General features: G+C 42.4%; 24 protein-coding genes. 9 read left to right on the forward strand and 15 right to left on the reverse strand.

Features of this window, described 5'->3' with window-relative positions:
• The first annotated feature begins 55 nt into the window (after positions 1-55).
• Complete coding sequence (locus HKX40_RS01450; RefSeq protein WP_171587783.1) at positions 56-2,362, forward strand: autotransporter outer membrane beta-barrel domain-containing protein; 2,307 nt, start codon at positions 56-58, stop codon at positions 2,360-2,362.
• A gap of 172 nt (positions 2,363-2,534) precedes the next feature.
• Here the strand turns inward: HKX40_RS01450 and HKX40_RS01455 are convergent, their stop codons facing one another.
• The 3 genes from HKX40_RS01455 to HKX40_RS01465 form a co-directional block, all read right to left on the reverse strand.
• Positions 2,535-3,551 (reverse strand): amino acid ABC transporter substrate-binding protein, encoded by a 1,017-nt coding sequence (locus HKX40_RS01455; protein WP_171587784.1) that lies wholly within the window; start codon positions 3,549-3,551, stop codon positions 2,535-2,537.
• A gap of 363 nt (positions 3,552-3,914) precedes the next feature.
• The gene (locus tag HKX40_RS01460; protein WP_171587785.1) at positions 3,915-4,157 is read right to left on the reverse strand and encodes a hypothetical protein; all 243 of its coding nucleotides are present in this window, start codon (positions 4,155-4,157) and stop codon (positions 3,915-3,917) included.
• A 211-nt stretch (positions 4,158-4,368) separates the two neighbouring features.
• Positions 4,369-4,566: an AbrB family transcriptional regulator gene (locus HKX40_RS01465; RefSeq protein ID WP_171587786.1), complete on the reverse strand. Its 198-nt coding sequence runs from the start codon at positions 4,564-4,566 to the stop codon at positions 4,369-4,371.
• A 211-nt stretch (positions 4,567-4,777) separates the two neighbouring features.
• On the opposite strand from HKX40_RS01465, the gene yccS reads away from it, so the two are divergent.
• Positions 4,778-6,943 carry a YccS family putative transporter gene (gene yccS / locus HKX40_RS01470; RefSeq protein WP_171587787.1) on the forward strand — a complete coding sequence of 722 codons (2,166 nt, stop codon included), beginning with the start codon at positions 4,778-4,780 and terminating at the stop codon, positions 6,941-6,943.
• A 136-nt stretch (positions 6,944-7,079) separates the two neighbouring features.
• Complete coding sequence (locus HKX40_RS01475; protein ID WP_246233501.1) at positions 7,080-7,619, forward strand: copper chaperone PCu(A)C; 540 nt, start codon at positions 7,080-7,082, stop codon at positions 7,617-7,619.
• Between the two features lie 118 nt (positions 7,620-7,737).
• On the opposite strand, the gene HKX40_RS01480 is transcribed toward HKX40_RS01475, so the two are convergent.
• The 9 genes from HKX40_RS01480 to HKX40_RS01520 form a co-directional block, all read right to left on the reverse strand.
• Positions 7,738-8,529: an alpha/beta fold hydrolase gene (locus tag HKX40_RS01480; RefSeq protein ID WP_171587788.1), complete on the reverse strand. Its 792-nt coding sequence runs from the start codon at positions 8,527-8,529 to the stop codon at positions 7,738-7,740.
• A 91-nt stretch (positions 8,530-8,620) separates the two neighbouring features.
• Complete coding sequence (gene ybgF, locus HKX40_RS01485) at positions 8,621-9,280, reverse strand: tol-pal system protein YbgF (RefSeq protein WP_171587789.1); 660 nt, start codon at positions 9,278-9,280, stop codon at positions 8,621-8,623.
• 82 nt (positions 9,281-9,362) lie between these two features.
• Complete coding sequence (gene pal, locus HKX40_RS01490; RefSeq protein WP_171587790.1) at positions 9,363-9,836, reverse strand: peptidoglycan-associated lipoprotein Pal; 474 nt, start codon at positions 9,834-9,836, stop codon at positions 9,363-9,365.
• Between the two features lie 54 nt (positions 9,837-9,890).
• A complete protein-coding gene (gene tolB / locus HKX40_RS01495; RefSeq protein WP_171587791.1) occupies positions 9,891-11,150 on the reverse strand; it encodes a Tol-Pal system beta propeller repeat protein TolB in 1,260 nt (419 codons plus the stop codon).
• 23 nt (positions 11,151-11,173) lie between these two features.
• The gene (gene tolA / locus HKX40_RS01500) at positions 11,174-12,253 is read right to left on the reverse strand and encodes a cell envelope integrity protein TolA (protein ID WP_171587792.1); all 1,080 of its coding nucleotides are present in this window, start codon (positions 12,251-12,253) and stop codon (positions 11,174-11,176) included.
• A 34-nt stretch (positions 12,254-12,287) separates the two neighbouring features.
• A complete protein-coding gene (locus HKX40_RS01505; protein ID WP_171587793.1) occupies positions 12,288-12,728 on the reverse strand; it encodes an ExbD/TolR family protein in 441 nt (146 codons plus the stop codon).
• 5 nt (positions 12,729-12,733) lie between these two features.
• Entirely contained in the window at positions 12,734-13,423 is a 690-nt protein-coding gene (gene tolQ / locus HKX40_RS01510) for a protein TolQ (protein WP_171587827.1), read from the reverse strand.
• Between the two features lie 49 nt (positions 13,424-13,472).
• Positions 13,473-13,898 carry a tol-pal system-associated acyl-CoA thioesterase gene (gene ybgC, locus HKX40_RS01515; RefSeq protein ID WP_171587794.1) on the reverse strand — a complete coding sequence of 142 codons (426 nt, stop codon included), beginning with the start codon at positions 13,896-13,898 and terminating at the stop codon, positions 13,473-13,475.
• 33 nt (positions 13,899-13,931) lie between these two features.
• A complete protein-coding gene (locus tag HKX40_RS01520; RefSeq protein WP_171587795.1) occupies positions 13,932-15,674 on the reverse strand; it encodes a proline--tRNA ligase in 1,743 nt (580 codons plus the stop codon).
• A gap of 60 nt (positions 15,675-15,734) precedes the next feature.
• Between HKX40_RS01520 and HKX40_RS01525 the strand changes: the two genes are divergently transcribed.
• Together HKX40_RS01525 and mnmE are read left to right on the forward strand one after the other, a co-directional pair.
• Positions 15,735-16,364: an RNA pyrophosphohydrolase gene (locus HKX40_RS01525; protein ID WP_171587796.1), complete on the forward strand. Its 630-nt coding sequence runs from the start codon at positions 15,735-15,737 to the stop codon at positions 16,362-16,364.
• A 112-nt stretch (positions 16,365-16,476) separates the two neighbouring features.
• Entirely contained in the window at positions 16,477-17,943 is a 1,467-nt protein-coding gene (gene mnmE, locus HKX40_RS01530; protein ID WP_216605133.1) for a tRNA uridine-5-carboxymethylaminomethyl(34) synthesis GTPase MnmE, read from the forward strand.
• Between the two features lie 95 nt (positions 17,944-18,038).
• On the opposite strand, the gene HKX40_RS01535 is transcribed toward mnmE, so the two are convergent.
• From HKX40_RS01535 to HKX40_RS01545, 3 genes are all read right to left on the reverse strand, one after another.
• Positions 18,039-18,587: an NUDIX hydrolase gene (locus tag HKX40_RS01535; protein ID WP_171587798.1), complete on the reverse strand. Its 549-nt coding sequence runs from the start codon at positions 18,585-18,587 to the stop codon at positions 18,039-18,041.
• Positions 18,588-18,921: 334 nt separating this feature from the next.
• Positions 18,922-20,415: a CoA-acylating methylmalonate-semialdehyde dehydrogenase gene (locus HKX40_RS01540; protein WP_171587799.1), complete on the reverse strand. Its 1,494-nt coding sequence runs from the start codon at positions 20,413-20,415 to the stop codon at positions 18,922-18,924.
• Positions 20,416-20,435: 20 nt separating this feature from the next.
• Positions 20,436-21,596 (reverse strand): iron-containing alcohol dehydrogenase, encoded by a 1,161-nt coding sequence (locus tag HKX40_RS01545; RefSeq protein ID WP_171587800.1) that lies wholly within the window; start codon positions 21,594-21,596, stop codon positions 20,436-20,438.
• Between the two features lie 209 nt (positions 21,597-21,805).
• Here HKX40_RS01545 and HKX40_RS01550 point away from each other — a divergent pair, with 209 nt between their 5' ends.
• The 4 genes from HKX40_RS01550 to HKX40_RS01565 all read left to right on the forward strand — a co-directional run bounded on the left by HKX40_RS01550 (position 21,806) and on the right by HKX40_RS01565 (position 26,397).
• Positions 21,806-22,612: an IclR family transcriptional regulator gene (locus tag HKX40_RS01550; protein WP_246233503.1), complete on the forward strand. Its 807-nt coding sequence runs from the start codon at positions 21,806-21,808 to the stop codon at positions 22,610-22,612.
• Positions 22,613-22,818: 206 nt separating this feature from the next.
• Positions 22,819-23,412 (forward strand): SH3 domain-containing protein, encoded by a 594-nt coding sequence (locus tag HKX40_RS01555; RefSeq protein ID WP_171587801.1) that lies wholly within the window; start codon positions 22,819-22,821, stop codon positions 23,410-23,412.
• A 66-nt stretch (positions 23,413-23,478) separates the two neighbouring features.
• Complete coding sequence (locus HKX40_RS01560) at positions 23,479-25,389, forward strand: hypothetical protein (RefSeq protein WP_171587802.1); 1,911 nt, start codon at positions 23,479-23,481, stop codon at positions 25,387-25,389.
• Positions 25,390-25,401: 12 nt separating this feature from the next.
• Positions 25,402-26,397: a hypothetical protein gene (locus HKX40_RS01565; RefSeq protein ID WP_171587803.1), complete on the forward strand. Its 996-nt coding sequence runs from the start codon at positions 25,402-25,404 to the stop codon at positions 26,395-26,397.
• Positions 26,398-26,791 lie beyond the last annotated feature (394 nt).

The raw sequence follows: 26,791 nt of genomic DNA on the forward strand, positions 1-26,791 counted from the left end.
AGGGGCTTTTCTTCGAACAGATCAGGTTGTGAATAAGCTTGTCGGCAATTCAGGCATGCAAACATATAACGCTTACCGTAACCAAGTGAAAGTGACTGGAGGTTCTATCTCTGGATGGAGCTTGGAGCAGAATCAATATATCCTGCCCAGTTTTGTTATTTCAGCAGCAGGTGCTTTTGCATGGGGGTATGGAGCATCTTTGAGTCCCATCAATACAGTATTAGAGAATAATGATGTCTCTGTCAGTAATGCGGATATGGGCTCAGGAGGTGTCTATGGGGCTTTATCTATCATGGAGAACTCTAGTGCTACTGCTGCGGGCTTACGAGGAGGAGAACGTCTTGCAGTCATCCAACGTCTCACAGGGAATAGTGTCACCGTTGAAGCAGGTAGTAAAATTAAAGCCCTTCCGCAAACAGGTGGTTTTGCTTCTGTCGTAGGTGCGATGGTTATAGCTGATGCCTCAAATGATAATACTAGATCGCTTTATATAGAGTCTTCTGTAAATGAGAATACAGTCACTATTAATGGTGGAGAGTTAGGTGAGGTGTATGGTGCGCTCGCCTACACAAGACCAGAGGATGAGCGCAAGAATCCTGATCCACTAGTATCTCGAGGTCATATTGATGTTCAGGTACTTCGAAATAACGTCACCGTTAATGGGGGAACAATGTCCTCCATTGTCGGAGGGTACTTGATGTTAGCGCAAGGTGGAGCAAAATCGCTCATGGAGTACGCTAAGATGTATTCTACTCATAACACGGTGACTTTAAACACATCAGACTTTGTTGATGCTAGTGTGGGTGTGGATCGTTTTACCTTAGCGGGGGGGATACTGTTAAATATACCTAAGAAGCTATCTACCAGTGCTAGTGTTGACGTAACTCCTTCTGTTTTGGATGTGTTCACAGGCAATACGCTCAATATCAATACATCAGGGGTTAAAGTAGGTGAAGTTGGTAATTTCCAATACTACAATTTCCTTTTACCAGAGTCTTTTAAAGTTAATCAAGATATTGCTTTAAGTACACAGTCCATTACCCTTAACAGTGAAGATAACATGGGTACGCCAGACATGAGTGCAGAAATCAAAAGTGTTGCGCTCAAAGGTGAGGCTGTTTTAAATAAAGGCGATAAAATCAACCTTATTCACGCAGAAACCATTAACGGTACACTAGCTAATAAAGACCAAACCCTTACTCTTAAAGTTGGGGCCACTCGTGAGGTGGATGCCATCATTAAACAAGAGGAAAAAGATATTTATTTAAGTGTTGGCACAGATAGTTCACCTGATACCCTTGATACTCCAGATATACCTGACACCCCTGATATTCCAGATACATCTGATACCCCTGATATTCCAGATACATCTGATACCCCCGTCATACCAGTGCCTTCTGTAACCCCCGATACGCCTGCTGTGCGTGTCCTTCCTTCTACTAAAGTCTTTAGCGAGAGCAACCTTGCACCTACCTTGATGAGCATTCAAGCAGGTGACTTAGTAGCAGACCAAGGCTTACTAGAAGCCAAAGCAGTCTCTGAAAAAACAGCTTCATGGAAACCTTTTGTTGCGGTTTCTGGTAGTCACGGACGCTATGATACAGGTTCTTGGGTCAAGAGTAATGCTGCTTCTTATATGTTTGGGATTGCTCGCCATGTCGGTTTTGACCGTAGTGATTTAACAGTGGGTGCTTTTGTAGAAGCAGGGCGCAGTTCTTATGAAACGCATAATAACTTTGAGGTACTAACTGTAAAAGGTAGTGGTAAAACACACTATGAGGGTGGGGGTTTATTAGCTCGCTTTGATGCTCATAATGGAATTTATGCCGAGGCTAGTGTGCGTTTGGGTCGTACACATAACGACTTTAACAGTGATTTATTAGATGCAATGGGTACCACAGCCTCTTATAAACTCTCTACGCCTTATGCTGGTTTTCACCTCGGTCTAGGTTATCTTTGGAACGCTTCCGATAAATTAATGGTAGATGCCTATGCCAAGTACCTTTTTACTCGTCAAGGAGCGAAAAACGTACGCCTCACCACGGGAGATGATATTCACTTTAATGCTATCACCTCGCAACGTGTACGTGTAGGGACTCGCTTGAATTGGATCTTAAGTGATACTGTTAAACCTTATGTCGGTGCTGGGTTTGAACAAGAGCTTAGTGGCAAGGCCAAGGCTTCTGTGCAAGGGCTTCCTATTGATGCTCCAAGTTTAAAGGGTAGCATTGGTATGGTGGAAGCTGGTGTGCGTGTATTACCCGCTAAAGAATCTGGTTGGCACGTGAATTTAGGTGCTAAAGCTTATGTTGGCAAACGTAAAGAAGTGGTGGGTAATCTACGAGTAGCTTACCAATTCTAAGTATGACATCATATTAAATTGCGTCTTATCTATCCGTCATGAGTGACAAAGTTTTATGGCGCAAATTTGATAAAAACTTCCCCTATTGGTGGATGATGTGAGTCATCACGAATAGGGGAAATAATTTTGCTGATGTTTAAGTCAGTATTAAATCGGTATATCTATCCACAGATTAGCGAATAGGCAAACCGTAGTGTAACCCACCATTGGTCCACAGATTATTTAAACCACGAGGAATTTGTAGAGGACTGCCTTTACCCACATTGCGTTCAAAACTCTCACCGTAGTTACCTACTTGCTTAACGATGTTGTAAGCCCATTTTTCATCAAGACCTAGGTTTTTACCTGCACCAGGAGTAACGCCTAACAAGCGTTGAATATTAGGGTTGGTACTTTTGAGTTGCTCATCCACATTAGCACTGGTTACGCCTAATTCTTCAGCATTAAACTGTGCTTGTAGTACCCATTTAACGATGTTGTACCATTGATCGTCGCCTTGACGCACGAATGGACCAAGAGGCTCTTTAGAAATCAACTCTGGTAAAACCTCGTAGTCGTTAGGATTAGATAAGCGAGAAATGCGAATAGAAGCCAAGCCAGATGCGTCAGTAGAGTAAACATCACAACGACCTGAAGCAAAGGCACTCACCACTTCATTAAATTGATCAAACACTACAGGGGTATACTTAATATTGTTAGCACGTGCCCAGTCAGCCATAGTGTTTTCATTAGAGGTACCTGTTTGCATACATATAGTGGCTCCGTTTAATTCCTTGGCACTTTTAACACCGAGTTTTTTAGATACCAAGAAGCCTTGACCGTCGTAGAAGTTAACCCCAGGAGATTGTAAACCTAGTGCAGTATCGCGCTGTTGGGTCACGGTTGTGTTGCGGGTCAAAATGTCAATCTCACCTGATTGCAGCGCCGTAAAGCGTTGTTGAGAGTTAAGAGGAACGGTTTTGAATTTGCTAGCATCACCAAAAATAGCAGCAGCAACTGATTTACATAAGTCGACATCTAAACCTTTCCATTCACCTTTGTCATCTGGTGCCGAAAATCCAGCAAACCCAGTTGTTGTTCCGCAAACCACATGCCCACGTTGTTTTACTGTATCCAAAGTAGAGGCTTGTGCTGTAGAACCGATAGCAGCAAGCACAAGACCAGCCAAAAGCGTGTTGAATTTGTTCATAAAAACTCCTAGAAGAAAGGGCAAACTCGCCCGTAGATAGGAAAAGCAAAAAACGCGAGCACGTCTTATGCTTGCATCGTATTTGATAAATCTAGTCTACTATAACAAAAAAGTGTCAGAGGGGAAATACCTTATCTTAATAAGATTTTGTTATATAGGAAAGTGAGGATTTTCAATCTTCCCGAGCATTTCATGCGAAAGTGTGCAAAAAGAGGAGGTTAATGAAGCCTTGGTGTGTTGGAAAATATACCAAGGCAAAAAACCCTTGATAATCATGAGACTACCAAGGGCATTTGCTTTTCTTAGGAACTACTGGAGAATCATTGCATCTACATTGGAGAGACTATAGATGCAGAGGAAGTTTTAAATTGTTTTCTTAACGGCTTTTTTAGGGGGGGCTTTGTGGGCTACCATTTTTTTATGTTTCACGTGTGCACTTTTGGATGCTGTTTTTTGAGAGTGCATTTTGTGTGCTACATGGGCTTTTTGTGTTTGGATTTGGGGGCCAGCGGGAGCTTCTGGATGAGCAGAAGACATAGTCGCTGCACTAGCGGTACCAACAAAAGTAAGGCTTAACAAAGAGGATAAAACCAAAGATGTTTTCATGATAAAACTCCGAAGAGATAATATAACTGACAAAGGATTACATCAATCCTTTGTGACTCTTACACAGAAATTTAAGTTTTTACGACCGCTGTTGTCTGTGAGTTAGCGATACTTTATGCCGGTTTAATAGTGATTTCAATAGTTAAAAATAGGGAAAAGCTAGAGACGAAATGACTTGAAACTGAGTAAAATTGACTGTAATAACTGACAATTATTTTTCCCATTTAGACAACCATTTATAGCAGGGTTGAGCGAGCAATAAAATAAAAATCATGCGGGAAACGTGAAAAGCAGCCATAATAGGTACGCCCAGCATCAGCACTTTAGCTGTAATTGTCATTTCAGCAATACCTCCAGGACTTAGACCCAAAATAAGAGTGCTTAAAATGATATTACATAGGCAAAACATGTGCAGATAATAAGACCAACTATACTTAACTAAAGCACTAATACTCAGATAGCGTGGAGCTCGACTAAAAAAATCGGGTCCATATTATTACCAAGAGACCAGCCGATACAAAGTGGTTCTGGTGTTTTACTAGGGAAAACCCTTATATTGTTGCCTTGCTTTTGTTACAATAGACACCTTGCTACTTTAGATAGAGTTTGCGATGAAAGCAATGACAATACGTACCAGCTACATTACCAATATCCCAATGTTTATTAGTATGACGCTAGCAGCAATATGGGTTTGGTATTTCCATGCCACAGCAGAAAGTGCAGCCTTATTTCTTGGGATTATTGCAGGAGGACTGGTCGATTTGGATAATCGTCTGACAGGGCGGTTACGCAATATTTTCTTTACGCTTATTCATTTCTCTATGGCCTCTATTGCTGTGCAATGGACTTATGGGCATTCCTGGCTGTTCTCCCTATTGATGATGTTTGCAGCATTTTCAGTGACATTAGTAGGAAGTATTGATGTACGTTATCGAACTATTGCCTTTGGTACTTTATTGGTCATGTTATACACTGTACTGACCTATATGCCTAATATTGCATGGTATACCAATCCTATGATGCTTATTTGTGGTACGGTGTTATACAGCACTTGTACTATTGTCTTGCACTTGGTATTTCCTCACCGTCCGGTGCAGGATAGCGTAGCACAATCTTATCGTAAACTCGCTGATTATATGAGGGTAAAAGCACGCTTTTTTGACCCTGATGAGGCTGCCTTTTTAGATGAAAAAGAAATCCGACTAGCGATGTCAAATACAGCCGTGATTAATGTCTTTAATCAATGTCGTAGTGCTTTGTTTTATCGTTTGCGCAGCCAATCACGTCATCCTCGTACGATACGCATGTTGAATTATTATTTTGCCGCTCAAAATATCCATGAGCGTATTAGCTCCCGACATGTGGAGTATCACGAGTTTGCACAGAAATTAGAGCATAGTGATTTGATTTTTCGTATTCAGCGTTTGATTGTTTTGCAGGCAGATGCTTGTCAAGCTATGAGTGATGCACTGATGCAGGACAAGGATTATATTTTTGACGAGATTTTAAGTCGGGCAGGTAAAGGGGTAAGACAAGCCTTTAATCTTTACCGTGAGACTCACCCTGCTGATAAAGGGATTCCTCATGTACAACAACTTATTGATAATGTGTTGGCAATCAGTGATCAGATTCAACGTTTACCTTTAATCAAAGAGGAATCTGCCGCTTATGTCAACAGCGATGAGACCAGGATTGCCGGTCAAGATGTGGATAGCATTCGTGATATTATCGCTGCGGTACGTAGTCATCTAACTTTTGAATCTTCTGTTTTTCGTCACGCTGTGCGCCTATCCATATTGACAGCAATATCTTGCCTGATTGTAGAGTTTTTCCATCTTAAAATGGGGTATTGGATTTTATTGACAGGCGTGATTGTGTGCCAACCTAACTATTCAGCAACTACTACGCGACTCAAACAACGGATTTTGGGGACTTTATTAGGGGTAATTGTGGGGTCTACAGTACCTTATTTTGTACCGAATTTGCCTGGACAGTTATTAGTTGTGGTAGCGAGTGCTACGCTGTTTTTTGTGTTCCGCACAAGTCGTTATAGCTTTTCAACATTCTTTATTACTATTCAGGTATTGGCGGGGTTTGCAATCCTTGGGATGGATACTCCTTCTGCTTTAGTGTCACGTTTCTTGGATACGCTTATTGGCTCGGCATTAGCCTGGTGTGCCGTCTCTTATTTATGGCCTGATTGGCATTATTTAACTTTGAGTAAAACAGCACGACGTGCTTTATCAGGCAATGCCCAATATCTGCGTCAGGTGATGAATCAACTTTGGGGAGAACATTCTGATGATGTGGTATATCGCACAGCTCGTCGAGTGGCTCATGAGCGTGCAGTGGCATTAAGCAATACTGTATCGGATATGTCGATTGAACCCAAGAAATATGGTCTGCGTTTGACAGATGCATTAACCTTATTGCAATTAAACTATACATTGATTAGTAGTATTTCTGCATTAGGCTCCATACGTGTACAGGTGGCAGCTCGCAAAGCATCAGGGGAAGATGCTGAGTTTATGCAACAAGTAAAGTCACTAGCACAGCAAATTGCTGATCTAATGAGTGAGATGCCTAGTGTGGCTCATATGGAGAAATTATCACTGCTGCAACAAACCATACAGGCCATTCAACCCTCTGATGCCGAAAAAGATGTCTCTAAACATGTGTTGTGGCTACAATTACAACGGATAACCAATCGACTATCTCTTTATTTCGAAACTCTGCAACATGATATTGATAAGGTCAATGCGCATAGCAATCTTGGTGTGAAATAGGCTTGTCATTGAATAATTGAATAAGATAAGAATTACTAGTTGACTGGTAGTTTGCTCAATGTGAGAGTTGGCATGAGTGGTGTGATTGTCTGTTATATAATAGAGGGGCAGTTTTTATTTTTAAAAGGAAAGACTTATGTCTAAGATGCAACATCTCCTCTCTATAGGACTCTTGGTTTTAAGCAGTAGTGCTTTGGCAACTTCACATGAGGCACATAGTCATGGAATGCATGATCATGCAGGACAGGCACATGCAGCCCATACGCATCACAACGCAATGGTTAAAAAAGAGAGTGCGACAAATCTTGCTTTATCTCAATGCTGGGGGCGTTTTCGTGAGGATAATGTATCAGCTTTATTTGTTGATGTGCATAACAAAGACACTCACCAAGCTGCATATATTGTGGGGGTGTCGTCTCCAGCTTTTGCAGACTTGATGATTCATGAAACCTATGAGAAGGATGGCATGAAAGGGATGCGTCATATTAATGAGGTGGAAATACCTGCTGGCGGTCATGTGATGCTTAAACCAGGAGGCTATCATGTGATGGCAAGTCAGCCTAAGCAAGTGAAAGTAGGTGACAATATCGAGGTGGCTTTCAAACTAAGTAATGGGCATGAAGTTAAAACACAGTGTGTGATGAAGCCATTTTCTGCACAGTCTTACAGTAATTAGTGGATTAGCAAGATTGCTGATTATTGTCGCTTAAAACTATTTTTCTGATAACCATTTTCTTACTAGCCTTAATCCCGATGTTGGGGCAATTTAGCTAGTGAGAAAGTGGTTTTTTAATTTACTGTTTCTGAATATGCTGTAAGACAATATGATTAAACTCATGGGGCAATGCTAAGTTCATCCCATGAGAAGCAGGGGAGAGTGTGAAGGAGCTTGCATGAGGCCATAGACGAGCTAATGCACGATTAATATCGGGAAAAGGAGCAGGACTATCAGAGCCTCCAATTAAGGTGATAGGCATATCCTTTAGGGAATTAAGCGAATCATTAATCAAGAAAGGGGCTTCAAAGCGTTGAAGAAATAAGGTATGGGCATTGTCTCTTACCATTTCCTTAAACCACCGCACCATACGCTTAAAAGTACCAGCACCACTCACACTATCAATAAATAAGGATAAACCCTCATCCATCTGCCCCTCTTGGATAAGTCGTAGTGCTTCTTTCTTAAATTCTACACTGTCATGCAGTTGCTCAGAATTGCGAATCCCAGGATCTGCCAGTATTAAGGATTGTACCTTGTCTTTGTGATGCAAAGCCATGTCCAGAGCGACAGCCGCACCTCGTGAATGACCTAACACATGGGCTTTATCAATATTTAACCAGTCAAGTAAATCTGCCATGTCTTGTGCATGCTGGCTAAACGAAAATCCCTCCTTACTATCTAATGGAATAGGAGCATAGTGACGTAAACTTGGGGCAATGACACGATAGTGTTGAGCAAGTTCTGGTACTTGCCATTTCCAGTAACGATAGTCACAAAGAGAACCGTGGATAAGTAGTAAAGCAGGACCTTGTCCTTCATCTACAAAAGCATAAGGTGTTTGTCCAAGGAGGATTTCTTTGAATGACATAACAAGACAGGGGTATAAAAATGCGAGCTTCGTAAAGCTGCCTTATTTTTTGACTGCAGCTAAACGAAGCGTGATTAGCTTAATAAGCCAATTAGTAAAGTTTTAAGCGTTCTTTGGCGGTGTCTGCAGCAGGGGTACCAGGATAGTCTTTAATGGTACGCTGTAGTGTTGCTTTAGAGGCTTTAATATTGTTAAGTTCGAGTTGGCTACCCGCAATCACTAGCAAAGCATCTCCAGCTTTCTCATCTTTAGAGTAAGCACGAACCATCTTATCAAGTGTTTGGATAGCACCCTTAAAGTCACGGCTGGCATAACGACTGCTACCTTCATAGAATAAGGCACTAGGAGCAAGCACACTGTTAGGGTAAACTGAAGAGAAGTTAGCGAGTGCTTTAGCTGCGGCAGTGTAATTACCAGCACGGAATAAATCTAGAGCTGAATCATATGCTCGTTGTTCAACAGGGTCTCCTACTTGAGCAGATGGACCGATATCATCATTGGCACGAGCATCCAATTGTTGGGTGTTATTACCCAAGGTTTCTAATTGTCCACGAATTTGACGAAGTTCATTTTGGAGTTGTTGAACTTGGGAGGCTAAATTGTTACGCAACATATCGCTTTGTTTGAGCTGAGAGCGTAACTCTAAAATAGCACGGCGAGCATCTTCATCTTCAGCGGCCATGGCAGGATGAGTGGCTCCAAGTAAAAGAGTAGAGAGTACTAAAGCAATAGTCTTTTTATTTAGCGTCATAGGTTATCTCACAAAAATGAAACGCCGCAATAAGGTCTATTGCGGCGTAGACAATCAAAGTCGCTTAAAAAACCGCAAGCGATTAACGTAAGTAGTTAATGTCTGCACGACGGTTTTCAGCGTATGCTTCTTCAGTAGTACCAGATGCACGTGGACGCTCTTTACCAAAGCTTACTGCTTCGATTTGAGCAGAGTTAACACCTTGTTGTTCTAATTGACGAGCAACGGCTACTGAACGGCGTTGACCTAATGCTAAGTTGTACTCAGCACTACCGCGTGCGTCGGTATTACCTTCGATGCGGATACGTTGAGCGTTGTTAGCAGTTAAGTATTGAGCGTGCATTTGAACCAATGGTTGGTATTGTGATTCAACAACATAGCTGTCAAATGCGAAGTATACAGAGCGTTGTTGAGCTAATGGGCTATTTGGGTTAAATGGATCCATTACAACACCACCGTTGCCAGCACCAGCACCTGTATCAGAAGGTGTTGAAGAGCACGCAGCTAAAGTTGCAGCAATCGCCGCTACAGATAAGATTTTTGCTAAGTTAGACATAGCAGTTCCTTGAATTTACAAAACAAAAACAAAAACAAAAATTACTCTATATTTTTACTGTCTGAAAGGTCCCCAAGCTGCTGCTGTAACACCACCGCCACTTGGCAAGGTAGTGCTAAAAGAGCCATCAGCATTAACTAAGCCTAAACGACCACCAGATACGTAAAGCACCTGCATGCCATTAGGGGCAAAGCTAGGAGACAAATCATTAGGGCCGGAAGTCAATAATTGATCAGATCCTGAACCCAAACCGGTAATGGCGATAGAGTATCCGCCACCACGCATGCTAGTATATACCAATTTGGAGCCATCGGGGGATATCTTACCTGAAACATTTTGTGAACCGTTAAAGGTAATTCGACTTGCTTCACCTCCGCCGAGCCCAGTTCGGTAAATTTGAGGACTACCTCCACGGTCAGAAGTAAAGATTAAACCACTGCCGTTGGGAAAGAAAAATGGTTCGGTATCAATCTCTGGTGAGTTCGTTACTTTACGAGGAGAACCACCATTACTGTTGATAATATAAATGTTAGATAAAGCATCCATACTTAACGCAATTGCAAGCTGGGAGCCATCGGGAGACCATGCAGGGGCACTGTTATTACCCTTGAAATTAGCAATAGTTTGACGTGCACCAGTGCTCAAATTTTGCACATAAACAACAGGTTTGCCTGTTTCAAAACTCACATAAGCAATGCGTGAACCATCGGGTGACCATGCAGGGGAAATGATGGATGAGCCAGATGCAACAGCTTGTGCATTCTCTCCATCTGCATCCGCTACAAAAAGTGTACTGCCTGTTACATAAGCAATTTTTGTGGCAAAAATGCCACGAACACCTGTCGATTGTTCATAAACAGCATCAGCGACTTTATGTGCCTGACGGCGCATATTTTCATCCGATACGTCCAAAGACTGAAGATTCGTTTGTTGTGCTGTATCACCTAGGTTGTAGTGAACAGTTGTACCAGATACAGATCCGTAGACCACGTTTTGTCCACCACCAGCTTCTGCAAGTGCTGCCCAGTTAGGGGTACCGCTTGAATCTGTACTCATCACACCAACACGTTTAACATCAAACTGACCTGAGCGAGTGAGGTCTGCGGCGATAATATTGGCGATTTCGGTGCCGTTAATACCGGCAAAATCAGCCACTACGATAGGGAATTTGTTGCTCATTGAGCCAAAACCAGACAGATTAACATTAACCTGTGCTTGAGCAGTAGGCGCAAATGACAGCGTTACCCCTATGCATAGGGCACCTATATAGGCTAAACCACGTCTAAATGGTCGAGTACTTAAAAACGACATCATTTATTCTCCTAAATTGCAATCCATTATTGAGGGCGGAATTCATAATTACCTTCCACAAACCTATTGCCCGATGGAGGTTTAGGGAAGGGGTTACATTGTTTAAGTGCATTAAGTGCAGCAATATCAAATGCCTTATTACCAGAAGTGCGAGTAATAGCAGCACTAGTCACTTTGTATGCACTATCAAATTCTACCTTATAACGCACCTTAAGGCGTTGATTACCACTAAAGCGTAGGCGAGGCTCTACACAAGCCTTAACCAGGCGGGCATAACCATCAGTACCACCACCGCCACCTATTTGATTGCGGTCATTGATACCACCTTTGATGCCTGCAATACTATTGATATCACCTCGCATTGCCGCGCGTAGAGCATCACCTTTAGTATTGGCTTTTGCTTTTGCTTGGGCTGCTAGGCGAGCATCTGCTTTAGCCTTGGCGGCTGCTTTCTCTTTTGCCTCTTTTTCAGCTTTTTCCTTGGCTGCCTTTTCAGCCTTAGCCTTGGCTTCTTTTTCAGCTTTTTCCTTGGCTTCTTTTTCCGCTTTTTCCTTGGCTTCTTTTTCAGCTTTTTCCTTGGCTGCCTTTTCAGCCTTAGCCTTGGCTTCTTTTTCAGCTTTTTCCTTCGCCGCTTTTTCAGCTTTAGCCTTGGCCTCAGCTTTTTCTTTTGCCTCTTGTGCTTCGCGTTCTGCCTTTTCTTTGGCTTCTTGTTGACGTTTCTTCTCTAGTGCAATGTCAGGATTTTCCTCATTGCTGGCAGTTGCAGCTTTGGGAGGCGGAGGGGGAGGGGCTTGCTCCTCTGGGGGCGAAACTTTAGGCTCTTCCGGTTCTGCTGCTGGTTCGGGCTCAGGAGGCTCTTCCTGCTCCGTACGAGTGTCTTCATCTGCTGGGTCTGGAGTGCGAGTCTCTGCAGGAGGTGCCACAATTTGTTGGGTGCCTTCTGTCCAGAGTTCCAGCTGCATAGGCCCAGCGGCTGCATTATCTTTATCCAATGCATTTACGATAACCCCTGCTAGTAGCAATAGGTGTAACACCACAGAAGAGATAATGCCCTTCTTGTCGTCTTTTTGCTCGTAATAGTCATTAGGGTTTTTAAATTTACTCATGGGTTCAACCGTGTCTTAATTAGACTTCCTCGCCTTACTTCTTAGCAGGGGTTGATTTAGTCTGGTTTACCATCAAACCAAGGCGTGTAAGACCATTAGAACGCAGGGTGTCCATAATCTTCATGACATCCTCGTAAGGAACCTTGCCGTCAGCAGAAATCACTACAGGTGTATCTGCTTGCGTCATGGATTGGATACGATTAAGAACTTCTTCTTTGGGAATTTTCTCAAACTCCTCTCCGGGTTTACGAAAACGCACGGAAATATCGCCGTTTTCTTCGATTTGCACTTCCACTGGGGTGGAAGGCACTTCAGCAGCTTGTCCCACAGAAGGAAGGTTAATCAGTCCTGGGGTAATCATAGGAGCTGTTACCATAAAGATAACTAGCAATACGAGCATCACGTCAATGTAAGGGACGACGTTCATCTCATTTTTCATGCGCCGTATACCACGGCCTTTTCTTACTCTAGCCATAATGACTACTTAGCCTGACGTTGTAAAATATTTAAAAACTCATCCATAAAGCTATCAAAGCGACTAGCTGCCTTATCAATAGCATTTGAAAAATAGTTATAGGCCAATACAGCAGGAATTGCAGCAAATAGACCAATGGCTGTTGCAATCAATGCTTCTGCAATACCAGGGGCTACGGCAGCTAGTGTGGCTGTAGCATTGGTAGATAAGCCTAAGAAAGAGTGCATAATCCCCCATACAGTACCAAGTAGACCAACATAGGGGCTAACAGAACCAGCAGATGCAAGAAAACTGAGTTTGGCATCAAGAGCATCGATTTCACGCTGATACGTCGCTTGCATAGCACGCTCAGCCCCTTCAATCTGAGCTTCGGGAGATGCTGCTTTACTACGAGATTTGAGAAATTCATTCATCCCAGCATCAAAAATACGTGCCAATGCCCCAGATTGATCTGGGTTACGAGAAACGCTTTGGTGTAAAGCACTAAGGTCACCACCACGCCAGAAGTTTTGTTCAAACTCTCGTGTTTGTTTCATAGTGCGAGAGATGGTGAGGTACTTGCTAATAATAAACGCCCATGATGTGATAGACACAATTACAAGTATCAACATCACGAGTTGAGCAGGTAAGCTCGCATCAGAAATAAGAGTGAGGACAGACATATCCTCGGGAACTGGTGTAACAGGAGGTGTCATAGCCGCAGAATTCATCGCTGCAGGTGCTGATGTGACGGGATCCATAGTATTAAATATCCTGAACAGAAAGTAAAATAGAACGAATAGAGTCCGGAATAGGACAAGCTTTAAAAGAATCTAAACTAACACAACAGATTTGAAAGTGACTGTGAACGAGGAGTTTACCGTCACGCTCGCAAATCTGTTCGAAATCAATAGAGGCATTACCAATCTTTGCAATCCGAGTCTTAATGGTTAGCAAATCATCTAGACGGGCAGGACTCTTATATTGGACTTGGGTACCTACCACGACAAATATGACCCGTAACTTCTCAGCAAGCTCAGATTGGTGGAAGCCAAGTCGGCGTAACCACTCTGTACGAGCTCGCTCAAAGAATTTAAGGTAATTAGCATAAAAGACAACGCCTCCCGCATCCGTGTCTTCATAATAAACTCGGATAGGGAGGGTGAATTCGGTAGGAGTGTCTGAATTCATTGTTGAATACGCTAGAATGTGTTAAACCTCAAATTATATCTCACTTTTGAGGTGCTTATACAAGTCTAATACGTAATTATTTGCTTCAGATAATGACAACTTCACAGCCTCTTCTTTGCGACGTTCTTGTACCTCGATGATTCCGTCTTTAATCCCGCGTTCACCAATGGTCACTCGGAGAGGAATGCCGATGAGTTCCCATTCAGAGAACATTACACCTGGGCGTATGTCACGATCATCTAGAATTACATCAACACCTTGTTCGTTGAGGAAATTGTGTAGTTCAAGTGCTTTTTGGCGAACCTCTTCGTTTTTGTGAAAGCCAATAGGGCAGATAACCACTTCAAAAGGAGCCATTGGCATTGGCCAGATAATGCCTTTGTTATCATTATTTTGCTCGATGGCAGCTGCCATAATACGACTGATGCCAATACCATAACATCCCATTTGGATAACTTCAGGTTTGCCTTGTTCATTAAGATAGGTTGCTTTTAGCTTTTCAGAGTATTTGTCACCTAAGAAGAACACATGACCGACTTCGATACCATGCTCAATGGCAAGGGTACCAGGCTCACCAACGGCAGGGTCTCCAGCAACGACATTGCGGATGTCTGCTATCACTGGTTCAGGTAAGTCACGACCCCAGTTCACACCAATCCAGTGTGTATTTTCTAGGTTGCCACCGCACACAAAGTCACTCATATTGGCTACGGTCTTATCAGCAATAATGGTGATAGATTTAAGCGTATTGACAGGGCCAAGATAACCCGGTTTAGATCCGAAATATTCAAGGATTTGCTCCTCACTTGCTAGCTCAAAGCCATATTTTAGTTGGGGTAGTTTAGAGATTTTAACTTCATTGACCTCATGGTCCCCACGGACAAGCAATAAGCAGATAAATTTGTTGCCCTCTGCATCATTGACACTATAGACAACAGATTTCACTGTGCGCTCAATAGGAAGTCCGAGTTGTTGTGCTACGATTTCACATTTGTTGGCACCTGGTGTTGGTACTCGTTCAAGAGCTTGGGTAGGTGCTGCTCGCTCAGCAACTAAACAAGGTGCTTCAGCAAGCTCAATATTGGCGGCATAATCAGACTCTGGGTTATAGACAATTAAATCCTCTCCAGTATCTGCAATGACTTGAAACTCATGACTGCGAGAGCCTCCAATAGAGCCTGTGTCCGCATTAACAGCACGGAATTTTAAGCCTAGTGCTGTGAAGATACGTTTATAGGCATTGAACATCGTATCATAGCTTTTTAATGCACCAGCTTCATCGCGATCAAAAGAGTAAGCATCTTTCATGGTGAATTCGCGTCCACGCATTAGACCAAAACGAGGGCGGCGTTCATCGCGGAATTTAGTCTGAATGTGATACAAGTTAAGTGGTAATTGGCGCCAGCTTTGGACCTCGTTGGCGATAATGTCAGTCACCATTTCTTCTGATGTGGGTTGGAGTATGAAGTCACGTCCGTGGCGATCCTTGAGGCGGAGTAATTCAGGACCGTAAGCATCCCAACGACCAGATTGCATCCATAATTCAGCTGGTTGTACCATAGGCATAAGAATCTCAATCGCACCAGCACGATTCATCTCGGTGCGGACGATATTTTCTACCTTGCGTAATACCTTAAGTGCCAAAGGCATATAGGTGTAGATACCTCCAGCATGTTTGCGAATCATACCAGAACGCATCATTAATTGATGGCTAATGACTTCTGCATCTGCAGGAGCCTCTTTAGAAGTATTTAAATGAAAATGTGAAGCTAACATGGTTACTTGCTCAATAGAAAGTATAATTACATTATTGTATTTGAATTTAAGGGGCGGTGCATGCTAGATCGCGAAGGTTACCGTCCTAATGTTGGTATTATCCTTGTAAATCACAAAAATGAGGTATTTTGGGGCAAAAGAATTCGAGAAAAATCATGGCAATTCCCTCAGGGTGGCATAAAGTATGGCGAAAATCCAACACAAGCCATGTATCGGGAGCTATATGAAGAGCTCGGTCTTAGGTCCGAACATGTACAAATATTAGGGCGAACGCGTAATTGGTTACGGTACAACGTACCAGAAAATTTTGTGCGACGAGAGTCGAGAGGTCATTATAAAGGACAAAAGCAGATTTGGTTTTTATTAAAATTACTTGGCAAAGATAAAGACATCAGTTTGCGAGCAACAAACCATCCTGAATTTGATGCTTGGCGCTGGAGTCGGTATTGGGTTCAGTTGGATCAAGTGATTGAATTTAAACGAGATGTTTATGTAGAAGCACTAAAAGAATTGTCGACTTTGCTTTTTCCTGTTAAACAGGAGACGCGTTTCTTGCGTAAGAGACGGCATAAACAAAACAAATCTGCAGAGCGTGATGTTGTCATACAGCAGCAACACTTGGTGCTTGCTGATGATGAAAGTGTGGTGCAGCAGCATCAATTATTGGTTCAGATTAGTGATAAGTCATAGCATTAAGCGTCTTGTATATTGAATATGCTCAATATCAGGGATAAGGCTTTGGGTCACAGTATTAAGCGTCTTGTATGTCGAATATGAGATGCTTAGTTTTTCAATATTTAGTATGGTGATGGAACATACAGCAACAATAGCAGCGATAGCAACAGCTCCTGGGCGTGGGGGCGTGGGTGTGATTCGCTTATCAGGTAAAAATTTGCTGCCTTTGGCGGTGACACTTAGTGGTGGTAAGACTCCCAAGCCTAGAGTGGCATTGTATACAGACTTCCTAGATGAGCAAGGTCAAGCGATTGATAATGGATTGATGCTTTATTTTGCTGCTCCTGCTAGTTTTACTGGTGAGGATGTTATTGAACTACAAGGTCATGGAGGCCCTGTAGTAATGAATATGCTGCTTTCTCGTTGTCTAGCATTAGGGGCTAGATTGGCAGAGCCTGGTGAGTTTACCAAACGAGCTTTTCTGAATAATAAACTTGATTTGGCGCAGGCGGAAAGTGTGGCGGACCTAATTGATGCTTCTAGTCAATCAGCAGCACGGATGGCATTGCGTAGCTTGAAAGGGAGTTTCTCGTCACATATTCATCAATTGGTGGATAATCTTATTAACCTTCGTATGTTGGTTGAGGCTACATTAGACTTTCCCGAGGAAGAAATTGATTTTCTTGAGGCTGCCAATGCTCGTGGCAAACTGGCGAAGTTGCGTGCTGAATTAGATAATGTGCTGGCACAAGCGACACAGGGTGCTATTTTGCGAGAAGGGATGACAGTGGTATTAATCGGTGCACCGAATGTAGGTAAGTCTTCCCTGCTAAATGCGTTGGCTGGAGATGATATAGCCATTGTCACTGATATTGCAGGTACGACACGAGATACTGTGCGAGAACAAATTACATTAGATGGGGTGCCAGTACATATTGTGGATACAGCAGGGTTGAGAGAAACTGATGATGTGGTTGAAAAAATTGGTATTGAGCGTAGCCATAAGGCTTTACAAGAAGCAGACGTTGCATTGATTCTTGTTGATGTGCGTGAGGGAATTAACGAGAAAACACGTGCAATTTTATCGTCTATCCCTGCTGGGCTTAAAAAAATAGAAGTGCAAAATAAAATTGACTTGTTAATGGGCTCTAATACTGCTCCACATGGTAATAAGCCCCCTGCCGCAGTGTATGATGAAGAACAAAGGTCACAGATGGGTAGTTCTACTGTATGCCAGGCAGGAGTGCTGTATGGGGAGGATGCTCAGCGTGTAAGTGTAAGTGGTGTATCAACGCTGGTGCGTCTTTCTGCCAAGAGTGGTGAGGGGTTGGAGTTGCTAAAGCAAGAGTTGCTTCGCATTGTGGGTTGGCAAGGTGAGAGTGAAGGGCTATTTTTAGCTCGCACACGTCATTTAAATTCTTTACAAAATGCACAGCATGAATTAGAAAATGCTGCAATTAATGGCTACGATAATATTGAATTGTTGGCGGAGCATCTGCGTCTTGCACAGGAAGCACTTAATGAAATTACAGGGGAGTTTACTGCAGATGATTTACTCGGGGTGATTTTTAGTCGTTTTTGTATTGGGAAATAAGTGCGAAAAACCATAATGGACTTGTTTTTCTCTCAAAATTTCCCCTCTATCTTTTTGAGCTAAGTGCTATGCTGACAAGCGTAGCATTGAGTGCTTTAGTTTAGTAGCCAGTACTGCAATGCAATAATCGTTTTAGAATCGCGAATTTTACCTGACTGTAGTGCTTCTTGCACTTCATCTCTGGATAAGTATACCGTACGTACAAATTCGTCTTCATCGGTTGATGCTTGACTATCAGCCGTTAAACCATGAGCCTGGTAGAGATACATCAACTCATCACAAAATCCTGCTGCTGTGTAGAATGTATATAGCAAGGTCATGTCTTTAGCCGTATAAGGTGTTTCCTCTGCAAGCTCACGAAATGCACATTGCACAGGTGGTTCCCCATGTACATCTAGCTTGCCAGCAGGAATCTCTAATAATACCTCACCACAAGGGTAGCGGTATTGCTCGACAAGAATCACTTTTTGCTCGTCCGTCACTGCTAAGATAGCGACAGCTCCTGGATGACGTACAACCTCTCGACTGGCGGTCTTGCCATTTGGTAACTGTGCTTGGTCAAGAGAAACACTAATAATCCGACCTTTAAAAATGGCTTGTGAACTGAGGGTGGTTTCTGTGAGATTTTGGGGTGTTTTATCCATGATAGCAATGCCTGAAAACTTGAGAAAATAGTGAATAATGCTCTTCCCATATTCTACACTGATAAACGGTTGCTTTTTTATTTTCAAAATTCCTGAATATAATTACCTATTTTGTAGTTAATATAGATGGTATTACTTATACTGGTAAGGATTTTGTAGACGGTTTACATGCTAAATAGCAATTCAGTAGTCATTCAATGATACTGTATGGCAAAGTAGTAGCAAAAAGCCCCATCACTTATGCAGTAATGGGGCTGTTATCCCTATCTCCTGGGCTACGATTATCACCTGTCAAGGCATTAGATAACCATAGCTAAGGTATGCCTTGAATAACCTACAGTGTTGGCATAGAGAATTGAGCGCCTTCACGTACTGAAGAACTTGGCCAGCGTTGTGTGATAGTTTTGCGACGAGTAAAGAAGCGCACTCCATCAGGACCATACATAAATAAGTCACCGAATAAAGAGCGTTTCCAGCCACCAAAACTTTGATAAGCAACAGGTACAGGTAATGGGATATTAATGCCCACCATACCGACTTTAATATTGTCTGCAAAGTAGCGAGCAGCTTCACCGTCTCGAGTATAGATGCAAGTGCCGTTGCCGTATTCGTGATCATTAATCAGCTGCATTGCTTCTTCCATAGTTTTCACTCGAATTACTTGTAATACAGGACCAAAGATTTCCGCTTTGTAGCTAGACATATCTTTGTTAACGTTATCAATTAATGTTGCACCAACAAAGAAACCGTTTTCATAACCAGCAGGAGCAGCATCAGAGCCATCAACAAGGATTTTAGCCCCTTGTTCTTGAGCACTCTTGATATGCCCAAGGATTTTTGCTTTGTGTTCAGCAGTAATCACAGGACCAAAGTCATTGTTCTTATCAGAGTGGACACCAAATTTAAGGTTGCCCATAGCTTTTTGAAGGGCGGCAATTAACTTGTCTGCAATTTCATCACCTACAGCTACTGCTACTGATAATGCCATGCAACGCTCACCAGAGGAGCCGAAAGCAGCGCCAAGTAATGAATTAACTACATTGTCTAAATCTGCATCAGGCATCACGATAGCATGGTTTTTAGCTCCCCCTAATGCTTGGCAACGTTTGCCATTGGCGGCAGCAGTTTTGTAGATGTACTCTGCGATGGGAGTTGAACCAACAAAGCTCACAGCCTCAATATCTTTATGCTCAAGAATGGCATCAACGGTCTCCTTGCCACCCATTACCACATTAAGAACACCATCAGGTAAGCCAGCTTCTTTCAATAATTGTGCTACATAAAGTGTAGAGCTAGGATCACGCTCGGATGGTTTTAAGACAAATGTGTTGCCACACACGATAGCCATTGGATACATCCATAATGGTACCATCACAGGGAAGTTAAATGGTGTAATACCTGCGACAACACCAAGAGGGTGGAACTCACTCCAAGAGTCAATATCTGGACCTACGTTACGGCTATGCTCACCTTTTAATAGCTCTGGTGCACCGCAAGCATACTCAACATTTTCAATGCCACGTTGCAATTCTCCTGCCGCATCATGCACAATTTTGCCATGTTCTTCACCGATAAGACGGCAAATTTCATCAGCATGTTGTTCTAGTAGCTCTTTGAACTTAAACATAATGCGAGCACGTTTAAGTGGAGGAGTCTTACGCCATGCGGGAAAGGCTGCTTTAGCAGCTGCCACAGCCTCATCAATGGTTTTTGCGTTACCTAATAAGACTTCTTTACTGATTTGGCCTGTAGATGGGTTATAAACCGGCTGAGTGCGGTCTCCTTCGGTGATAATTTGGCCGTTAATAAAATGACCGATTTTATCCATAATATTTTCTCCAATTAAAATTAAGACCATAAAGAACGATAAAGGCTAAGCATTTCGTCCTTTGTGGGGATTCGAGGGTTGTTGTTGGGTGATCCAGAAGCAAATGCTTGATCACACATGGTTTCAACAATGCTGTCAAAGTATGCCTTATCTACCCCAAATTCTGCTAGGGTAGGAACTTTAAGCTCATCATTAAGCTGCTTTAAGAAAGCAATAAGTTTTTGATTCGCTTGATTATCATCATCAGAGGTTGTGGCTACACCTAATGCACGTGCACAATCTGCATAACGAGAAGGTGCTGCTGGGATAGAAAATTCAGTTACTGCAGGTAATAGCATTGCATTAGATAAGCCATGAGGTACATGGAAAAATGCCCCGATAGGACGACTCATACCATGTACAAGAGCAACAGAAGAGTTATTAAAAGCGACGCCGGCAAGTGTAGAGCCCAACATCATGGCTTCACGTGCTTTTTCGTCTTTGCCATCATGGTATACCTTTTGTAGGTTGGGGCCAATGAGACGCAAAGCGGAAAGAGCTTGTTGCTCGCTATAGGGGTTTTGTTTTTGGCTTACATAAGCCTCAATTGCGTGAGTCATCGCATCAATCCCCGTATCTGCAGTGGTGCGAGGAGGGACACTGATGGTTAGCGTGTAGTCAATAATCGCAGCAACAGGCATAAAACCCACGCCCACACAGAGTAGTTTTTCATTGCTGGCCTCATCGGTGATGATAGTGAATTTAGTCGCTTCTGAACCTGTACCTGCGGTTGTAGGAATAGCAATAATAGGTAAGCCTGTTTCATTGACTAAGCGAGGAAATTTATAGTCACGGATAACACCGCCGAATTTACCCAGAATGGAAATTGCTTTGGCGCTATCAATCGGGCTGCCTCCGCCAAGAGCTATGATAGAGTCGTAACCTCCTGTGCGAACCTTATCAACACCTGATGCAATGGAGCTATCTGTGGGTTCTGGGATAGTGTCGTCATGCACATCTGAGGAAATGCTTTGTGCCGATAAAATCTCTTGAACTTGTTTAGCATAGCCTAGCTGCACCATCATCTTGTCAGTAATGATAAGAGGTTTACTGACACCTAACGAACTTAAAATTTGAGGGAGTTTTTGGCAGGCATTTTTACCTATCTCCATGATGCGAGGCAAGACAATAGCGTGTGACATAGCGACTCCTAAATACTATTTATTATCATATAACGAGACATATTGTATCGTTATATGTATTTTTGTGCAAGTAAGGTATAATACTTAAGTCGTCCATTAAAATATGGCAACAGGGGTACGGGTATCAGACACTATTAAGACATCCGTGAGGTTGTGATGAAAAGTCAGATGGATAGCATAATGATGAATGAAACTATGGGGTGAGAAATATGATGAATGAAGAACAACAAGTCCATGACGACAGTCATACCGAGCGTAGAAAAGGGTCGAGTATTGAGCGTGTTTTACAAATTATTGAAGAAGTGGCGAAAGCTGAGCGTCCTATCAGTCCTAGCGATTTGTCAGATATTCTTAAAATTCCTAAGCCTAGTATTCATCGCTTATTGCAGCAACTACAGGACATTGGTTTTTTGCAATTAGAGGCAAATGGACGAGTGGTATGTGGGCACCGTACCAAGAAATTGGTTTTACATATTTGGCAAAATAGTGCCTATAAATACGAACGCCAACTTATTTTGCAAAAGCTCTCTGAAACCATTGGTGAGAGCGTGGGCATCGCCATCTTAGATGGTTTCTCTGTTGTATACATTGACAGAGTATTGGCAAATTGGCCATTACAGATTCATCTGCCAGAGGGTATTAATGTACCTGTGTGGGCAAGTGCAAGCGGTAAATTATTATTATCACAACTGTCGCCGTCACAAGTAAGACGTATGTTAGAGCATTGTTCTATCTATCCTCTCACCAAAAACACCATTATTGATAAGCAAATATTATTAGATGAAATTAAACGGATTAGAAAAGTAGAGGTATCTACAGATAACGAAGAATTTATTCCTGGGATGGTAGCTTGTGCGGTGCCTATTCCTTGTTTGGATAGTCAGAATCGGGTGTTTGCTACAGTGTTTACACATGCCCCAGCAGTTAGAAAATCACTAGATGCTTTACTGGAGTATGTGCCGGTTATGAAAGAGGCTGCAGCAGAAATGTCAGTGATTTTTAGGCATCTGTCCTAGAGTCTCTAATTATGACAAGATGCTAATATGCATATGCGATAAAAACAGTATCTGGGAGCAGTGTTATTCAAGTTTAGAGTTGTGAAAAAAATCGGACAATCTGCATTAATTATGACTTAATGTATGTTATCTTGGTGTAAATGGTTTTTTCTCTGTTCTTTTATGGTAAGATGAGAGTTCGACAAGAAATAGGTTGAGGATTTGAAATGAAAAGTCATAAGTTGGTTACGTCTATGCTGACATTATCACTGATGTTAACAGGATGTGTAACGATGGATAATTTTTTGGGGAATTTAGGTCTTAGCCCAAATAGCCATGTGCAACAGATGGGGCTTAGTTCTATGGGGGTTGGTTCTGGTACTGTTTTAGAGGTGACTCGAGGTGCTAATGTACGAGCTGCTCCAGATATTAATTCTCTTGTTGTTGGCACATTGTCTGCAGGACAGCGCTTCTGGGCTGCAGGAAGTTATGGTGAGTGGATTGCTATTGGCGATCAGACTACAGGGCAGATTCTTGGTTATATTCACCAGTCTTTAGTAGGAGGAGAAGGTAGTGCAGCTGCATATCGTAAATCCTCTAAGGCTTCTAGTAAATCAAATAGCTCTAGTACCGACAAGGAAACTAGCCAGGCAGAACAGGCTAAGAAATCCGAAGTTATTGATTTGGATGCTATTCCAACTGATAAATCGACGGCACCAGCCTCGTCGTCACCGGCTGCTCCATCTGTGGTGCCTTCAGCCACGACTCCGTCACAACCAGCGTCATCTAGTCCTGGTAGTGTAGATTTAGATTCATTGTAATTTGAGTAAGTGCAGAAAGAGATTTTCATTCTGCACTTATTTTTTCAGGATAGTAGAGAGGAACACATGCAACAAAAATTGTTATGCGTTTTATTGGGCGTATTAAGTTCCGCGGCTATGGCGGATACTTATCAATTAGCTCATTCTAAAGCAGAGGATTTAAGTATCATTGTGGACAATGCGAATGAGCAGAACTGGTGCCAATCGCAGGTTCATTTCCGTTTTCAAGGAGGCCCCCAGTCCACAGAGCAAGGGTTAGCACAGTTATTTCCTAAGTTGGGCCGTGTATTCTCACAAAAATGTGGGCAGCTAACCTCTTTTTCTTGGGCATATCATGATGCAAACCATGAAATGCAGCTTTTTGGGGAAAGTAGCAAAGCAAATGGTTGGGCGTACGCACCACAGCGTGTAGGATCATCAGGGCAAGCTGCAGTTGCTGCACAGCCAGCGGCTTCGGCACAACCAGCCACTTCTGATGCTGCCGCTGCCTCTGTGAGTGCAGCACAGCCTGCAACTGCCCCTTCTCAACCCACTGCTCCAGCGGTAGCAGCTCAACCATCCACACCTGCTCAACCAGCTACTCCAGCGGTAGCGAACCAACCAGCTGATTCTGCTATGCATAAGCACGGTTATTTTCTCCCTGCTGAATTTGCTGTGGCAGGTTGGACACCAGCCCCTCTAGAAGAGCGCAAGAAAACCTTGATGAGTAACTTAAAGACATTTACTGATCAGCAAGGTTGTAAAATGACAACGGTAACAGGTTTTGGAGACCAAGAGCAGTATATTCAGTTTAAGACAGGAGGCATTAGTTGTGATGCTGATGGTTTCCTTGATGGGGTTGGCTCTCTTAGTATCGAGCGTTCAGATGGTGCAGTACTCGCCAATATAGATCGTATCTGGTTTAATCATGGGCTTCCATTTATTAATCGTGAACCTAAAATTGGTCCTGATGGATTTACCTACAAAAATGATGATTATTACTATTTTGCAGCAGGATCTAGTCCAGTACTAAAGGCACAATACTTCCATGTTTTCTCACTCCGATCTTTGGATGGTTTTGGTGTATTTCAGGGAGAAAACTTTTTTGCTTTAGTAGATGGGTTTGAAGACTTCAAAAAAGCTGATCGTATTAAGCTGCAGACGGATGTGGCCATGAATACTGTGAACCAAGTATTAGATACAAAATTTGATGAATTCATTATTTATTTTGTGGATAACTTAGAGAAAGGTTTCCGTACTTATGGTCTAGATGGCAAGGTTTATCAAGGTCTTTTTTCTCGTAAAGTTAAGTGGAATGGTAATGCACAACAATATGAAGTATTAGGTCCTTGGAAATTAAATGAAAAATCTTATCAAACCAAGAACTTTGCTTTTGAGCGTGCCAAAGTAGTTGATGAAGAGAATCGCCGTAAGGAGCAAGAGAAACGTATTGCGGCACAGAGGGCTGCGGAATTGATATTAGAGAGTAAGCGCAAACAAGCAGTCAAGGAAGCAGAGAATCTTGAGCTTTACCAAGAAATCGCCAAGAAAAAATTATCGTCACCAGACGATTTTCAAAAAGAGTATTACGCCTTGGGGGCAAATGGGTATACTTTTGACGATTTGTTGTCAGGTCAGCAAATGTGGATTAATAGTCTCATCAAACTAGGTAAACGGGATGACGATACGCTAATGGTGGAATGGCCCTACGAAATGGATGTGAAATTTAACTCTGCAGCAACAGAGAGTGCAATAGAGCCAGGGTGGTATTTTGTGAAAAGGGGATCATTCTCTATTGACAATACTCGTCAGGATAAAGATGGTTTGCCTATGGCTGTATTGAGTTTTCCTGATGCTACTTACCATTGTAAAGAAGAGCAATGTGAAGAGTTACTTGACCCTCTTACATTGACTCGAGTATTTATCGGTGATTATTTTGAGAAGTGGACGCCAGAGTCCGCACAAAAACTCATTGATGAAGTGAATAAGGCAAACTAAGGGGATGTGAACATGGAAGAAGTAAAAGGAAAGACTAGCAAAAAGACGATGATTTTTGCAATAGTTGGTGTGGTTGTCGTTGTATTACTGGCTGCTATATGGCTTGGCAGTAGTTGGTACGCTACTACACAAGCAAAAAAGAAAGTTGATGATTTCTTGTTTGACAACAAAATGGAAGATTATATCCATTGGAAGGATTTAAGTGCGTCTCCTGCTGGTGATATAACACTGTCGGGGGTGACTTTAGGCAAGAAGGAAGATTGGATGGCTGATGAAATTGTTATCCGTGAATTTAATAGAGATCGTGATGGTGTTGCATTAGATATGTCAATCCGCAAACTGTCTGATGACTCGCAAGAGTTTGCCCCAAGCGTTATGCTGCCTAGTGTACTGCGCTCTTACATCATTGCTTCAGGACGTGCGTCAGCTAAGCCATTGGATATTGATGTGAATTTAAATATCAATTTTGAGGATAATGAGGGAGACTTCTTTTTGAGACTAGAGAGTGATGATTTTGCCGAAGTGGAGTTCGAGGCAAAATTGGATAAAGTCAAAGGGCTACGCAATTCTAGAGAGAAAACTTCTAATCCTTTAAGTGTATTTGATGAAACTTTTGAATTAAATGTACAGAGTTTACGTGTTAAGTACAATGATGACGGGATGTTGAAGCGAATGGGTATGCTAGAGAAGCGATATCTTTCAATACCAATGCCTAGTGGTAAGGAAGAGAAATTAGTAACTGGTATTAGCAAGGACAGTTTTGTGCGAAAGTGTTCTTCTCTTAAATTCATACTAGAAGATCCTCAGGATGCTTGCTCTAAGATATATGATGCTCATGCAGGAGAGGCTAGCGGTATCTCTTTTGAGGCCACAGCTAAACGCTCTGTTCCTTGGGATGAAATTGTAGATACACTCAGTAATTTGCGTTTCCGAGATTTGACAACCTCAGCAGCAGCAGATAGTCTGCAGGAAAAATTTGGTCGCAACGTATCTATTACAGTGGATTAATCTCTCTAGCGGAGAGTTCCATTTTAAGCCTCATCGTTTTAACACTGATGAGGCTTTTTCATGTGATGTCTGTTTGAGCTATTTTCAACCTCATCTTTGGTAAACATTGGTGAGGTTTTTCTTTATTGAGGAAATATCAGGTTGATAGTTAGATAGGGACTTTTATTTACAATGAATGAAGGTGATTGTATATGGCTAGAGAGCATAGAGTGGCAGATGAGGCGGTATAACAGATGCTGCAGAGAGATGGATGAGGAAAAGTATATCTGTACTGGTATGGTTTTTTTGGACAGTCAAAAAGGTCAATAGACCTGACTAGATTGATAATATTGTTGATTAAATTCCATCGGAGTCAAATTCTTTAACACAGAACTTGGTCTTCGATGGTTATAGA

This window comes from Pelistega europaea, from assembly GCF_013133775.1.
In the GTDB taxonomy this organism is placed as follows: domain Bacteria; phylum Pseudomonadota; class Gammaproteobacteria; order Burkholderiales; family Burkholderiaceae_B; genus Taylorella; species Taylorella europaea.